Annotated in this window: 10 protein-coding genes; 5 read left to right on the top strand and 5 right to left on the bottom strand. The window is 68.8% G+C overall.

The window, feature by feature from the left end; all coding sequences use genetic code 11:
• Positions 1–20: 20 nt before the first annotated feature.
• The 4 genes from gorA to EGK76_RS06880 are packed head-to-tail and all read right to left on the bottom strand — an operon-like array spanning position 21 to position 4434.
• The gene (gene gorA / locus EGK76_RS06895) at positions 21–1412 is read right to left on the bottom strand and encodes a glutathione-disulfide reductase (RefSeq protein WP_233580210.1); all 1392 of its coding nucleotides are present in this window, start codon (positions 1410–1412) and stop codon (positions 21–23) included.
• Entirely contained in the window at positions 1409–2671 is a 1263-nt protein-coding gene (locus EGK76_RS15650; RefSeq protein WP_158613460.1) for an FAD-dependent oxidoreductase, read from the bottom strand. The genes gorA and EGK76_RS15650 overlap by 4 nt, the downstream gene beginning before the upstream one ends.
• Positions 2668–3903 carry a DUF418 domain-containing protein gene (locus EGK76_RS06885; protein WP_123832112.1) on the bottom strand — a complete coding sequence of 412 codons (1236 nt, stop codon included), beginning with the start codon at positions 3901–3903 and terminating at the stop codon, positions 2668–2670. Before EGK76_RS06885 ends, EGK76_RS15650 begins: the two co-directional genes overlap by 4 nt.
• Positions 3904–3954: 51 nt before the next feature.
• Entirely contained in the window at positions 3955–4434 is a 480-nt protein-coding gene (locus EGK76_RS06880) for a peptidylprolyl isomerase (RefSeq protein ID WP_096297479.1), read from the bottom strand.
• A gap of 135 nt (positions 4435–4569) precedes the next feature.
• On the opposite strand from EGK76_RS06880, the gene EGK76_RS06875 reads away from it, so the two are divergent.
• Positions 4570–5082 (top strand): C40 family peptidase, encoded by a 513-nt coding sequence (locus EGK76_RS06875; RefSeq protein ID WP_123832111.1) that lies wholly within the window; start codon positions 4570–4572, stop codon positions 5080–5082.
• Positions 5083–5213: 131 nt separating this feature from the next.
• Positions 5214–5870, top strand: coding sequence for a C40 family peptidase (locus tag EGK76_RS15645; RefSeq protein ID WP_233580209.1), 657 nt, complete (start codon positions 5214–5216; stop codon positions 5868–5870).
• Positions 5871–6584: 714 nt separating this feature from the next.
• Here the strand turns inward: EGK76_RS15645 and EGK76_RS06865 are convergent.
• Positions 6585–7967: a DEAD/DEAH box helicase gene (locus EGK76_RS06865; protein WP_123832110.1), complete on the bottom strand. Its 1383-nt coding sequence runs from the start codon at positions 7965–7967 to the stop codon at positions 6585–6587.
• A gap of 599 nt (positions 7968–8566) precedes the next feature.
• Here EGK76_RS06865 and EGK76_RS06860 point away from each other — a divergent pair.
• The 3 genes from EGK76_RS06860 to EGK76_RS06850 all read left to right on the top strand — a co-directional run bounded on the left by EGK76_RS06860 (position 8567) and on the right by EGK76_RS06850 (position 15261).
• Positions 8567–10426 (top strand): monovalent cation:proton antiporter-2 (CPA2) family protein, encoded by a 1860-nt coding sequence (locus tag EGK76_RS06860; protein ID WP_123832109.1) that lies wholly within the window; start codon positions 8567–8569, stop codon positions 10424–10426.
• A 476-nt stretch (positions 10427–10902) separates the two neighbouring features.
• On the top strand, positions 10903–12987 hold the full coding sequence (locus tag EGK76_RS06855; protein ID WP_123832260.1) for a M13-type metalloendopeptidase: 2085 nt from the start codon (positions 10903–10905) through the stop codon (positions 12985–12987).
• A 249-nt stretch (positions 12988–13236) separates the two neighbouring features.
• Entirely contained in the window at positions 13237–15261 is a 2025-nt protein-coding gene (locus EGK76_RS06850; RefSeq protein WP_096297475.1) for a M13 family metallopeptidase, read from the top strand.
• Positions 15262–15373 lie beyond the last annotated feature (112 nt).

Genomic DNA, 15373 nt, shown 5'->3' with positions numbered 1-15373 from the left:
GTCGCCACCCGTCGATGGTGTCAGCGCATCAGCACGATCTCTTCGGCGCTGGTGGGATGGATGGCGATCGTGTCGTGCAGGTCGTCGAGCGTGATGCCCCGCTTGAGCGCCACCGCGAAGCCCTGGAGGATCTCGTCGGCCGAGTCGCCGAGCAGATGCAGGCCGACCACGCGCCGCTCCGCGCCGATGCAGACGAGCTTGAATACGCTGCGCTGCGTGGATTCGGCCAGGGCCTCGCGCATCGGCCGGAAGTTGCTGCGATAGACATGCACGTCATCGCCGTACCGTTCGCGCGCCTCGGCTTCGGTCAGCCCAACCATGGCCAGCGGCGGATGCGAGAACACCACCGAAGGCACGTTGTCGACGTCGAGCTTCGCATCCGGGCGGCCGCCGAACAGGCGGTCGCACAGCCGCCGGGCCGCAGCAATCGCCACCGGGGTCAGCGCCAGCCCGCAGCCGGAGATGTCGCCGACCGCATAGACGCCTTCGGCCTGCGTCACCTGCCATCTGTCGACGGGAATGTTCCCGGCGCCGTCCGGGGTAATGCCGACGGTATCGAGTCCGATGTCGCCGGTATTGGGTCGCCGCCCGGTCGCGAACAGCACCTGGTCGAAGCCGCCGCGGATGGTGCCGTCCAGGGCCTCGAGCTGAAGCTGGCCATCGTCGTCGCGGCGCAGGGCCTGGAGGTCGTAACCGAACACCAGCCCGATGCCCTGCTGCCTGTAGTTCTCCTGCAACTGCTCCACCAGCTCGGCGTCGGCCTGGCGCAGCAGGCGCTGGTCGCGCACGAACATCTCGACCTGGCTGCCCAGCGCCTGCAGTACGCCGGCGAGTTCGATGGCGATGTAACCGCCGCCGATGATCGCCAGGCGCGGCGGCGCCGCGTTCCAGCCGAAGAAGTCATCCGACACCGCGCCCAGCGAAGCGCCGGCCACGTCCGGCCGCACCGGGGACGATCCGGTGGCGAGCACGATGTGCGGGGCTGCCAGGCGCGCGCCCGCGTCGGTATCGACGCGCCCCGGCCCGGCGAGGCGTCCGCGGGCCGGCAGCACCATGATGCCGGCGCGGTCAAGCCGCTCGCCGTAGCTGTGGTGGATGCCGTGGATGTAGCGCTGGCGGTCGGTGATGAACCTGGCCCAGTCGAACCCGACCCGGCGATCCATCGGCAGGTCGAAGCCCAGCCGCGCCGCCTGCTCCAGACGCGTGCCCAGGTCCGCCGCGAGCCACATCGCCTTCTTGGGTACGCAACCGACGTTGACGCAGGTGCCGCCCAGCGCACCGGGTTCGACCAGCGCGACGCGCTGGCCATGTTCGACGGCGCGGAACGCGGCGGCGAGTCCGCCAGACCCCCCGCCCAGCACAATCAGGTCGAAATGCAGCAGGTCGCGATCATCGGGGCTGGCACCGCTCACGGGAATCGCGCCGGTGCGTAGGGGGCCGGGTCGAAGCGCGGCGCGCGGCCGCAGATCAGGTCGCTCATCAACTGTCCGGTCGCCACGCTCATGCTGACCCCCAGCATGCCATGACCGGTGGCCAGCCAGAGATGACGATAACCGGGCGCAGGCCCGAGTATCGGCACGTCGTCGATGCTCACCGGCCGCCAGCCGAACCATTCCTCTTCGCGCACCGGACCCACCGGCTCGTGCAGGTATTCGCGCGCCGAACGCTCCAGTGCATCCAGACGCACGCGGTTGAGCGAGCGGTCGTAGCCGGAGAATTCCATCGTGCTGCCGAGCCGGAAACCGCTGTCCCAGACCGTCACGCAGACGCTGCGCTCGTGCAGCACCATCGGATTGCGCGGCACGATCGACGGGCGCGAATAGGTGATCGAATAGCCCTTGCCCGGCTGCACCGGGACGCGCAGGCGCAGGCTGCGCGCGAGCAGCGGCGACCAGGCGCCGGTCGCCAGCAGCAGGTCGCGACCGTTGAAGGTGCCCTGCCCGGTCTGCACGACGACGCCGTCGCCGGTCTCCTCCACGCCCAGCACCTCGCAATGCTCGACCAGCTCGCCGCCGAGCGCGCGGAAGGCGCGTGCGAGCCCGGCGACATAGCGGTCCGGTCGCAGCCGGGCGTCGCCGGGAAAGCGGATCGCGCCGACCACGCCTTCGCGCAGCGCGGGTTCCTGGCGCAGATAGGCGTCGCCTTCGATGCGCTCCACCGCGACGCCGAGCGCACGCAGCTGCTGCGCCTCGTCTTCGAAGGCCTCGAAATCAGCGCGGTCCCGATAGACGTAATCGACGCCCGATGCCTCGAACTCGCAATCGATCCCCAGCGTGGCTAGCCAGTCGGGAAACGCGGCGCGCGAGGCTTCCAGGATCGTCGAGCGTGCCCGCATCGCATGCAGCCAGTCGCGCCGGTTGCAGCGCATCGCGAACCCGGCCATCCAGCGCCACAACGCCGGATCCAGACGCGGGCTGACCCGGAACGGCGCGTCTGGCGTCAGCATCCAGCGCAGGGCCTTGGCGATCGTGCCGGGCGCGGCGAGCGGCGCGGCGTGACTCGGGGTGATGGTGCCGCAGTTGCCGTGCGAACTGCCGCAACCTGCCGAGCCCGCCTCGAGCACGCGCACGCCGCGCCCGGCCTGCAGCAGGGCAATGCCGCTGGCTAGGCCGATGACTCCGCCGCCGACGATCAACACGTCGTCGCCGATGTTGGACGGCGTCGCGTTCACGGCAGCGCGGGCACGCGACGCCAGCCCGGACGGCGCCCGTAGGTCAGCCAGCGCCAGACCCATTCCATCGGGCCGTACCGGTGATGCGCGAGCCAGACATGACTGATGGCCACCTGCAGCGCGAACACAGCCAACGCCAGGCCGGTCTGCGCGGCGCGGTCAAGCTCGCCCCACATGCCCAGGCCGTAACCGTAGAACAGCAGCGAACAGATCAGCGACTGGCCCAGATAATGGGTCAGGGCCATGCGCCCGGCCGGCGCGAACACGCCCAGCACGCGCGCGCCCGCCCCGCTGGACCAGGCCAGCACGATCAAGGCGACGTAGGCGAGCGCCATCGGCAGCGCGCCCCCGAGCATCAATGCCTGGGCAAACACTGCGCGCGGCTCCATCGCCCCGAGGTCGAAACTGGTGCCCAGCGCGACAGCCGCAGCAGTGAATGCAAGTCCCAGCGGCAGCATGCATGCCAGCAGGCGCCACCAGAAGTCCCGGTGCACGGCGGGCGACTGCAGCCCACCGCCCGACAGCAGCCAGCTGCCGACGAGGAATACCCCGAGCGCCATCGGCACCGTCATGACCTGGCTCTGCAGGCCGATCGCCATGTAGTCGCTGACGCGCTGCATGGTGACCGCGGCGAAACCGCCATCGGGATACACATGCTCGGCGCGCCCGGCGCCGGCCACGAGCGGCGCCGCCATCTCGGCGAGCAGGTCCTCAGGCAGCATCAGCATCATTGCGGCGAACAGCAGGTAGAGCGTCACGATGCTCGCGTAGAGCAGCAGCCCGGTCAGCAGCTGCCACTTCGGCGTGAGTCCGCGCATCACCATCAGCAGCACCCCCGCCACCGCGTAGGTGACGAGGATGTCGCCCGGCCACAACAGCACGATGTGCAGGATGCCCAGCAGCAGCAGTCCGGCCATTCGGCGCAGGTAGATGCGCTCCACCGACAGGCCCGCAGCCTCGATGCGCCCGCTCATGAGCACGAAGCCCATGCCGAACAGCAGCGAGAACATCGTCCAGAACTTGCCGGCCACGAAGACATGGATGAGCCACGCGATGACGTAGTCGAGACCCGCCGCGTCGACCGGAATGCCCGAGCCCATCTGCTGCATAGGCCGGTTGAACCACTCGATGTTCATTACGAACACGCCCAGCAGCGCGATGCCACGCAGCACGTCCATCACGTCGAGGCGCTCGCCGGTGGGCACCGGACCGAGCGCGGCCTGCGTCCGCATCGGTATTTCCCGGGGGTGCGCGCCGGCCGGGGGCGGCCGGCGCAAGATCGATCAGTGCTGGTGGCCGCCGTCGCCGTGCACGTGGCCGTGCTCGATTTCCTCGGGCGTGGCTTCGCGCACGTCGACGATCTCGATGTCGAACTGCAGATCCTTGCCGGCCATCGGGTGGTTGAGGTCGACATCGACCACGCTCATGCCGATCTTCTCGATCGTCACCGCACGCGGGCCGAAGCTGGTGTTGAGCACGACCTGCTGGCCGACCGACAGCCTCTGGTCACCGAAATGCTTCTTGGGCACGCGCTGGCCCATGCCCTCGCGACGCTCGCCGTAGGCGTCGGCCGCGGTCACATCGGCCTTGAAGGTGTCGCCGGCCTCGTGGCCTTCCATCGCCTTCTCCAGCCCCGGGATGATGTTGCCGTGCCCGAACAGGATGGCCAGCGGTTCCCGGCCGCGCGAGGTTTCCACCGGTTCCTGGCCGGCTTCCGCGACGCTGTAATGGAAACGGACGACGCGGTCTTTCTCGATCTTCATTGGATTACCCGGTAACGCGGCGGCGCCGCTTGAGGAGGATGGTGTCGCTGGGGCACGATGCCGACGGTCATTCCGGTCGGACGCCCCATGCGAGCAATCCCACATTATCCCGGCTCCGGCGCGCCGGCGCCAACCATGGCGCCGCGCCTCGCGATGGCGACGGCCCTGGCCGGACTGCTGATGACCGGTTGCGGTCGCGACGACGTGCGGCCTGCCACGCCCGCAACTGCTGCCACCCGGGCCTGGACACCGGTCGCACCGGCCGACCCGGGCGCCGCGAACGCGGTGCTGATGCGCGCGATCAGCCTGGTCGGCACGCCCTACCGCTACGGCGGCAATACCCCCGAAGGCGGCTTCGACTGCAGTGGGCTGGTCAACTACGTCTTTCGCGACATGCTCGACCTGCGTCTGCCGCGAACCTCGCGCGATCTCTACGCCTATCAGGGGCCCAGGATCGATCCGGGCCGGCTGACCACCGGCGACCTGGTGTTCTTCGGTAGTGGCGGCAGCGTCTCGCACGTCGGCATCTACGTCGGCGAGGGCCGGTTCGTGCATGCCCCCAGCACCGGAGGAACCGTCCGGCTGGACCATCTCGACGGCGCCTACTGGCGCAGCAACTACTCGGGATCTAAACGTGTCCTGCACTAGCCACACACAATTTCTTCACTGAATTCTGTTCAAAAACGCGGACTTGGTCGCATTCATTTATTTTTGTTTAACAATTTTCACATCCCCGTCCGGTAGCTTCCCTCGCTGGTCCGCGACAATGTGAAACCCCCGTGACGAAGACAACCGCAACGCAGGGCGCCCGCGCCATCCGCCCCAGCCGCCTCCGCAGCGCCCTCTTCGCCGGCATTCTCACTGTCGCCGCAGCCCCCGTCTTCGCAGGTCCCGGCCTTGCCGGCGACTCGGCCGACCAGCTCGCAACCACTACCTCGGTCGCACGCTCGCTGACCGCGCCGGCTGCCCAGGTCGCTTCGCCCGAAGTGCTGCTTGCCAGCGACGTCAACCAGCTCATCGCAATGGATGTGGAGACTCCCGTCGCCCGCACCGACGGCCGCGTCGAAGGCCTGCTCAAGCGCGCCTTGACCCTGATCGGCACGCCCTACCGCTGGGGCGGCTCCAGCCCCGACGCCGGCTTCGACTGCAGCGGTCTCGTCGGTTATGTGTTCCGCACCGCGCTCGGGATCGAGCTGCCCCGCGTCTCGCGCGACATGGCGAAGAACGGCGAGCGCGTCGAGCGCGCCGCGTTGACTGCCGGCGATCTGGTGTTCTTCGGCCGCGGCGGCAATCGCATCGACCATGTCGGCATCTACCTGGGCGAGGGCCGCTTCGTGCACGCACCGCGCTCGGGCAAGGACGTGATGGTGTCCGAGCTCGACTCGGGTTACTGGGCCACCCGCTTCAAGTCCGCGCGCCGCGTCGCCGGCGTCTGAGGCACTGCCCCGCGTACCGGAAGGCCGCCATCAGGCGGCCTTTTCCGTTTCTGGCGCGCCAGCTACGCCCCTGCCCCACGCGAAGGGGCTAGCGACGTCCGTCGCAGCAAGCTGGTCCATCGAAGCGCCGCGGGCGCCCCGCTCCACCCCGCTGCACGCCGGCGGATCTGGTGACAGGCGCGGTTTCCCATGCGAGGGCGCTGGCGCGTCCCTCGCCAGGCGCGGGACGGTCCCGCATGAGCCCGCTCCAGGCTGCCCGCAATGGCGCCGTGGCGATCGAGCCGCTCAAGGCAGCGCACCGCCGCCAATCCCGACAGCCGCGCGCCGGGCCACCCCGTCCGAGCTCCGCGGCGACGAGGAATGACCTATTGCCCCCGCGCGCCGCGCGCACGCACCAGCCGCACATCCCCTCGCCCAGTCCCTCGCGACCCGGAGCCCTGCCAGGCCCGACAGGCGCTCGCCGCGGACACGCTCCATGCACCAGAGACCGGTTCGCACCGCACCGGGCCGGAGACGCGCGCGCCGGCGATGCAAGCCTGGCGGGACGATGCAGGACGTCTGCCGCCAGCGGCCAGCTCAGGGCGGATCGCCCGCCGGACTGACGCGCGCCGTGGCCGCAAATACCGGACAGCACAAGGCCGCCCGAAGGCGGCCTTGTGTATTGACCTGATCCGGTGAGACCCGGACGGCGTGGCCGCCGGGCCCAGCCCGGGATCAGGCCCGGCTGTCGCGACGCTCGGACTGCGCGCGGCCAGCGCCCGGACGGTGCTGCTTGGGACCGGCATGCGCATGCACGCTGCGATCCGCCGGCTTGCCATGGCCCCGGTTGCCCGGCTTGCGCGGTGCGCGCTCACCACCCGGCTTCTGCTCGCCCATGCGCGCGCCCGGTCGGCCGCCGCCCGGCTGGCGACGCTGACCGCCTCCGCCATTCTTCGGGATCGGCGTATCAAGCCGGATCGGCTGGCTCGGCGCGAAGCCTTCCACCGTCTCCATCGTGATCTCGGCATTGAGCATGCGCTGGATCTGCCGCAGCAGGCCGCCTTCTTCCGGCGACACCAGCGACAGCGCCTCGCCCGTCGCACCGTTGCGACCGGTACGGCCGATGCGGTGCACATAGTCCTCGGCGACCATCGGCAGGTCGTGGTTGATCACCAGCGGAAGGTTCGGGATGTCGAGACCGCGCGCGGCGACGTCGGTCGCCACCAGGATGCGGGCGCGACCGGACTTGAACGCGTCCAGCGCCTTCTGGCGCTGCGCCTGGCTCTTGTTGCCGTGGATCGCAACCGATGGCAGGCCGGACTCGGCGAGCTGCTCGGCCAGGCGGTTGCAGCCGTGCTTGGTCTTGCCGAACACGAGCACCTGATCCATGTGGCGCTTGGAGAGCAGCTCGACCAGCAGGTCGCGCTTGCGGGCGTTGTCGACCGGGTGCGCGCGGTGGGCGATGGTCTCGGCGATGGTGCTGTTGGCCGCCACCGTGACCTGCTTGGGATCGCGCATGAACTCCAGCGCCATCGCCTTGATCCGCGGCTCGAACGTGGCCGAGAACAGCAGTGTCTGACGCGTCTTGGGCACACGGCTCATGATGCGCTTCATCTGCGGCAGGAAGCCCATGTCGAGCATCCGGTCGGCTTCGTCGAGCACCAGCACCTCGACTGCGTCGAGCTTGGCGTGGCCGCTGTCCATATGGTCGATCAGCCGGCCCGGGCAGGCGATCAGCACGTCGACGCCGCGGCGCAGGTTGTCGATCTGCGGCTGCATGCCGGCGCCACCGAAGATCGTGGTGACGTTCATGCGCAGGTGACGACCGTAGGTCTTGAGGTTCTCGGCAACCTGCACTGCAAGTTCGCGGGTCGGCACCAGGATCAGCGCGCGCGGCTTGCGCGGACCCTTGGGCGGGGTTTCCTTGGCCAGGCGCTGCAGCAGCGGCAGGCCGAATGCAGCGGTCTTGCCGGTGCCGGTCTGGGCGCCGCCAAGCACGTCGTTGCCACCGAGGATCAGCGGGATGGCCTGTTCCTGGATCGGCGTGGGAGTGGTGTAGCTGGTTTCGGCGAGCGCGCGCAGCAGCGCGGGCGACAGCCCGAGATCTTCAAACGTCATGATGGAACTCCTTGCGCTTCCGCACGCCACCAGCCGCGAACCGTGCGGACGCACGGCCGGAATGGAAACGCTGGGAAGTCTTGCTCGGAGCTATCCAGAACCGCGCTGCGAGCAATGATGAAACGGCTGCCGGATGCTCCGGGCCGTGGTCTGCGCGACGAAAGACGTGCGGAATAAGTCCGCGCGGATCAGGATCGATCAATGCGGAAGGCGTACCAGGATCGTATCTGTCGGCGCGGAACGCGTCGGACAGGGGCAGCCGTGTTGCAGAACCGGATGGAGTCTACGCCAATTCAGCCCCGGCAGCCACTGCCGCGTTGCGGCGTGCGTCATCCCGTGACGGATGTCCGTGGGCTGCGCGTCCCGGGGTCGGGCCCGGTGCGTGCGTGCTGGGCGAGAGTTCGGCGCTGTGTCACCATTTCCGCCAGCTTCGAAGGAGCTGGGGCGCGCGCTCCGCCGTTTCCGGCAACACGCCGCCCGATCGACCGGGACCTCTGTTGCGCGCCGCCCGCTGGCTCTGGATCCACAACGCGCGCTCGTGCGCGGACCGGGCGGCGGCTGAACGCGCGACCCGCCACGCCGTATGCAGGAAGCACTCCATGGCCACCGAAGCACAAGAGACCACCAGCCAGCTGATCCAGGTCGTCGCGCTACTCGGCGCTGCGGTCGTCGCCGTGCCGCTGTTCCGCAAGCTCAGGCTCGGCTCGGTGCTGGGGTACCTGGCCGCGGGCCTGGCCATCGGCCCATTCGGCTTCGGCTGGTTCAACGATCCACAGTCGATCCTGCATGTCGCCGAACTCGGCGTGGTGATGTTCCTGTTCGTCATCGGCCTGGAAATGCGCCCCTCGCACCTGTGGGGCCTGCGCCGGCAGATCTTCGGACTCGGCGCGCTGCAGATCCTGCTGGCGCTCACCGCCCTCACCCTGGTCCTCGCCGCATTCGGTTTCGACTGGCGCATCGCCTTCGTCGGCGCCGCCGGCTTCGTGATGACCTCGACTGCGGTCGTGATGCAGCTGCTGTCGGAACGCGGCGAGCTCGCACTGCCACACGGGCAGAAGATCGTTTCGGTGCTGTTGTTCGAGGACCTGCTGATCGTGCCGCTGCTGGCCCTGATCGCGTTCCTGGCACCAACCCACCCAGCGATGGCTGACGCGCCCTCGCGATGGCTGTCGGTCGCGATCGGCATGGGCTCGCTGATCGCGCTGATCGTCGCCGGTATCTACCTGCTCAATCCGATGTTCCGCATCCTCGCCGCGGCGAAGGCCCGCGAGGTCATGACCGCGGCCGCGCTGCTGGTCGTGCTCGGTGCGGCGCTGCTGATGCAGCTTGGCGGGCTGTCGATGGCGATGGGTGCGTTTCTTGCCGGCGTGCTGCTGTCGGAATCCTCGTTCCGGCACCAGATCGAGGCCGACATCGAGCCCTTCCGCGGGATCCTGCTGGGCCTGTTTTTCCTTGGCGTCGGCATGGCGCTGGACCTCGCCGTGGTGGCTGCGAACTGGCCGCTGATCATCGGGGCGGTGCTCGCGCTGATGGCGACCAAGGCCCTGTGCATCTATATCGTCGCGCGCATCACCCGCAGCGCCCACCGCGAGGCGCTGGAGCGCGCAGTGGTGATGGCACAGGGCGGCGAATTCGCATTCGTGCTGTTCGCCGCCGCGGCCTCCACCGGCCTGATCGACGTCGAGGTCAACGCGAGCCTGACCGCGGTCGTGGTGCTGTCGATGGCGCTCACCCCGCTGCTGGTGCTGCTGACCGGACCGCTGACCGCGCGCCGCGAGGGTCCGTCGCTCGATGGCGTCGATGTGGTCGCCAACCAGAACGGCAGCGTGCTGATCATCGGGTTCGGCCGCTTCGGCCAGGTCATGAGCCAGTCGCTGCTGGCACGCGACGTGGACGTGACGATCATCGATACGGACATCGAGATGATCCAGAGCGCGGCCGAATTCGGCTTCAAGGTCTACTACGGCGACGGCACGCGGCTGGACGTGCTGCATGCGTCCGGCGCGCACAGCGCGCGCGCGATCGCGGTGTGCATCGACGACCGCGAGGCCGCCGACCGCATCGTCGAACTGGCGGCCGAGCAGTTCCCGCAGGCCAAGCTGCTGGTGCGCGCCTACGACCGTGCCCACGCGCTCAAGCTGGTCAACGCGGGCGTGGATGTGCAGATCCGCGAGACATTCGAATCGGCCGTCGTGTTCGGTGCACAGGCGCTGCACGCGCTCGACGTGCCGGAGGAAGAGGCCGAGGCGATCGCCGCCCAGGTGCGACGGCTCGACACCGAGCGCTTCGAGCTGGAAATCGCCAGCAACGATACCCGCGCCGGTATTCCGCTGATCATCAAGAACACCGCCGCGCCCGGCCCCAGGCCGGCGCCCCTGACCCGTCCCCGGCGGGAGAGCAAGCTGCTCAACGATGTGCCGGCCGCGCGGACCGACACCCACGGTCCGTCGGCGCCCTGACCGATTCGACAGTAACTTTGCATCGCCCTGCCCGGGGCCGGCCGGGCCGCGTCACCCGTCTGCGAATTGGACGTGCCCGATCGACCGGCGTGTGCAGCAAGCGACACAGGGTCCGGATCACCTTCTCGGCGGTCAGCGAGATCGCCGCGATCCTCGCTGGTGACGGGGCGTCACTGGAGCGGCTCCCTTGCAGCCGCGCATCGCGCCGGGGGCCGTCGCGAAGCCGCCGATCCCGATCCGGCGATCCACGTAGCGCTTGGCCGCGTGCAGGGTCGCGCCCTGTCGACACCTGACTCGCTCACGCCGCAGCCGCGGGCCCGCGCGCCCTGCCGCCCCGACTCGTGTCCGGCCGCTGCCGGCATGACCTTCGACACCCCTGCCGGCGGGAACGCAGGCGTAGAGTGCCCTCACACCGGGCATCGCCCGGCGGTCCTTCCTTCTGGAGATTCCACGTGATCGCTCTCGCTCCCCGGCGCCTGCTTCTGACCTGTTCGATCGTGCTGGCGCTGTCCGCCTGTTCCCGCGGCCAGGACACCCCCACGGCAACGGATGCCGCGCCCGCCGGCGATGCCGATGCGGCCAAGCTCCCCCTGGACGAGAGCACGCTGCCGGGCGTCAACCGCTTCGAGATCGGCGATCTCGACACCAGCAAGAACGCGTGCACCGATTTCAACGGCTACGTCAACGGCAAGTGGCTCGCAGCCAACACCATCCCGGGCGACCGCAGCTCGTGGGGCGCGTTCGAGATGCTCGACGAGCGCTCGACCGCGATCCAGCGCCAGCTGGTGGAGCAGGCGGCAGCGGACAGCAAGGCCGACGGCGTCGAGAAGATCGTCGGTGACTTCTGGGCCACCGGCATGGACGCCGAGAAGATCAATGCCCAGGGCATCGAGCCGCTGAAGTCGCGGCTCGCGGAGATCGACGCGCTGACCGACGGCCCTGCCGTGGCCGAGTACCTGCGCCAGACCTACGCGCGCGGCGAAGGCGGCCTGTTCGGCTTCGGTCCCGAGGCGGATTTCGATGCGCCCACGATGAACATCGCCTACGTGATGCAGGGCGGCCTCGGCCTGCCCGACAGCACGTACTACACCGATGCCGACAAGGCCGAAGTGCGCGACCAGTACGTCGCCCACATCGCCAGGATGCTCGAGCTGTCCGGCGTGCCGGCGGCCGAAGCGGCCAAGCAGGCCAAGTCGGTGCTGGCCTTCGAGACGCGGCTGGCAAGCAAGTCCAAATCCAGCGTCGAGATGTCGCGCGATGTGAAGCTGTTCTACAACCCGGTGACGCCGGCCGAGGCCGACGCGCTCACACCGAACTTCAAGTGGACGACGTTCTTCGAATCGCAGGGCATCCCGGCGCCGGAGAAGTTCTCGCTGGCGATTCCGGAGTTCCACAAGGAGTTCAGCGCGATGCTCGGCGATACGCCGGTCGCCGACTGGCAGAGCTACCTGCGCTACCACCTCGTCGACGGCGCGGCGCCGTATCTCGGCGACGAGTTCGTGCAGGAGAACTTCGACTTCTACGGCAACAAGCTGCGCGGCCAGAAGGAACTCAAGGAGCGCGGCAAGCGCGTGCTCGACACCATCAACAACCAGGTCGGCGAGACGCTGGGCCAGCTGTACGTGCAGGTCGCCTTCCCGGCCGAGTCCAAGGCGCGCATGGAAACGCTGGTCGAGAACCTCAGTGAAGCGCTCAAGGTCCGGATCGAGAATCTCGACTGGATGAGCGACGAGACCAAGGCCAAGGCGATGGAGAAATGGGCCTCGTTCACGCCGAAGATCGGCTACCCCGAAAAGTGGCGCGAATGGGACGGTCTCGCAACCTCGCGTGACAGCTACATCGGCAACGTGCTCGCGGCGACCCAGTTCAACTACAAGTGGATGCTGTCGAAGATCGGCCAGCCCGTGGACAAGACCGAGTGGGGCATGACGCCGCAGACGGTCAACGCCTACTACAACCCGCTGCAGAACGAGATCGTGTTCCCGGCCGCGATCCTGCAGCCGCCGTTCTTCGATCCCAATGCTCCGGACGAGATGAACTACGGCGGCATCGGCGCGGTGATCGGGCACGAGATGACCCACGGCTACGACGACCAGGGCAGCCGCTTCGGCCCCACCGGCAAGTTCGAGAACTGGTGGACCCAGGCCGATGCGACCGGCTTCAGCAGCCGCACCGACCTGCTGACCTCCCAGTTCAATGCCTACGAGGCGGCGCCGGGCAAGCATGTCGACGGCAAGCTGACCCTGGGCGAGAACATCGCCGACCTCGGTGGCCTGGCCACGGCCTATGACGCGATGAGGAAGGCGGCGGGCGACACGCCCGACCCGATGACCGACGGCCTCAGCCGCGACCAGCGCTTCTTCCTCAACTGGGCCACGGTGTGGCGCCGCAACTTCACCCCGCAGGAGCTCGACGTGCGCCTGAAGACCGACTCGCATGCGCCGGCGAACTTCCGCGCGATCGGCGCGCCGTCGAACCTGCCCGCTTTTGCGGTCGCGTTCTCGTGCAAGCCCGGCGACCCGATGGTGCGCACCGGCGATCAGCAGGTCGTGATCTGGTGATCCAGGCGGCATGAAGGATGAAGAAGCCCGGCAGCGATGCCGGGCTTTTTCGTTGCATCGGCCCCAAGCGTCCTATCGGCGCCCAGCCGCGCTCCGGCTCCCGGCTGCGCCGGACGACTTTTCCGCCCACCGACGAAGAGCAGGCCCGCACCGTTCGGCATGCGGGCTGCGCGGCCGGTCGAACGCCCTACGTGCCGCGACCACGTGCCTTGCTAGACTTGCGCGATTCACGCCCGCACGGACCTCGCAATGTCGCTTCCGCACACGTTTGCCCGCCCTGCCCTGCTCGCCGCCTCCATCGCCCTGCTCGTGGGCCTGAGTTCCGATGCCGACGCCCAGCGTCGCGGCGCCGCCGCACCGAAGGGGCCGCCGCCCGTCACCACCTGCACCGATCTCTACAGCGCAACCAACAAGGATTGGCTGGATGCCAACGTCGTCGCCGCAGGACAAGGCGTGCGCTCGGCACTCGGCGAATTGCAGGCACGGGCGCTGACCCAGCAGTACGACCTGCTCAATGGCGCGATGACCGCGCCGCAGAACGACGTGCAGCGCCTGCTTGGTGATTTCTGGGCCAGCGGACTGGACGAAGCCGCGGTCGAAGCCGATGGCGCCACGCCGATCGCCCCGCTGATCGCGCGCATCGAGGGTATCCGCCGCACGCGCGACGTGGCGCCAGCTATCGCCGCGCTGCACCAGGTCGGCATTCCGGTGCTGTTCGATTTCGGCGCGGAAGTCGACCTGTCCGATCTCGGCCGCCACCTGGGCTATTTCACCCAGGGCGGCCTCGGCCTGCCCGATCCGGCCTATTACAGCCGCGGTGATGCACAGACCCAGCAGATCGTCGCGCAATACACCCAGTACGTACGCAACATCCTGGCGTTGACCGGAACCGCCGAAGACCGCCTCGACGCGGAGACCGCGCTGGTGCTCGACCTCGAGCGCCGTATCGCCGCCGCGTCCAGGCCACTGGCCGAGCTGCGCGATCCCCGCGCACAGTACGCGCTCGTCGATACCGCCAGCCTCGACAAGCAGTTCCGTCGCCTGCAACTGGGCGAATTCCTCGCCGCGCAGGGCGTGCAGGCGCAGCAGGTCTCGCTGGCCAATCCGGCGCTGTTCACCCAGCTCGATACGCTGGTCAACGGCCTCAAGCCCGAACAGTGGAAGGCCTATCTGCGTTTCCACATCGGCAACGCGATGGCGCCCTACCTGTCGAAGAGCTTCCGCGAGGCCGAGTACGACTTCCACGGCCGCATCCTGCGCGGCGAGAACGCCCAGCCCACGCGCCAGGAGCTGGTACTGGGCGCGATCAACCGCGCAGCCGGTCCGATGATGTCGCGCGAATACGTCGCCACGTACCTCCCCGAGGCCAGCCGCGCCCGCGCCGAAACCGTCGCCGGCCAGGTCCGCGACGCACTCGGCCGCGGCATCGACCGCAGCACGTGGATGACCGATGCGGCGAAGACCGAAGGCAAGGCCAAGCTGGCCGCGTTGTCGATCGAGATCGGCGCGCCGGTGCAGGACATCGATTACACCGTCCAGCCCATGGGCCGCGCCAGCTTCGGCAGCAACATGCTGATCGCCTCGACCTGGCGCCACGCCCAGGAGATGCGCCGTATCGGCCAGGCGAACGCCGCGCGCCGCTGGGACGTGCTTCCGCAGACCCCGGCGTTGGCCTACGACCCGGCGCAGAACCGCCTGATCGTTTCCGCCGCGATACTGCAGGCCCCCGTGCTGGACATCGCCGCCGATCCCGCCGCGCATTACGGCACCTACGGTGCGCTGGTCGGTCATGAGCTCAGCCGCGCCGTCGACACCAAGGGCAAGCATGTCGACAGCACCGGCACCGTGCGGACCTGGTGGAGCGTCGATGACGACGCTGGCTGGCTGACCGCGACCGACAAGCTTGTGGCCCAGTACAACGCCTACGGCTATCCGGGCCTGAGCGGCGTCCAGGTGAACGGCGCGCTGACCCGCGACGAGAACGCTGCCGACCTGGCCGGCGTGGAACTGGCCTGGGATGCCTTGCAGCAGGCCAGCCCGGAGCTGACGCAGCCGGCCCGGGAAGCCTTCTTCCGCGGCTGGGCGCAGCTGTGGCGCCAGCAGGCGTCGGTCGACCTCGCCACCCGCAACGCCTCCAACAGCATCTTCGCACCGGGCCAGTGGCGCGCGAACGGTCCGGTCTCGAACCTGCCGGCCTATACCGAGACGTTCAAGTGCAAGGCGACCGACCCGATGGGCCGCAAGCCCGAAGACCAGGTCCGCATCTGGCGCTGAGCCGAGTCGCGCCTGTTCCTTCAAATGCGCCGGCCTGTCCGGCGCATTTTTTTTGACCGCGGAGATCGGGCCACACCTCGCTTCAGCTGGTCGCCGGCGCGCTGCCGGGTAG

Source organism: Luteimonas sp. 100069 (assembly GCF_003813845.1).
Taxonomy (GTDB): Bacteria; Pseudomonadota; Gammaproteobacteria; order Xanthomonadales; family Xanthomonadaceae; genus Luteimonas; species Luteimonas chenhongjianii.
The sequence above is the reverse complement of the archived record's forward strand: the minus strand, read 5'-3'. Positions and strand labels throughout refer to the sequence as shown.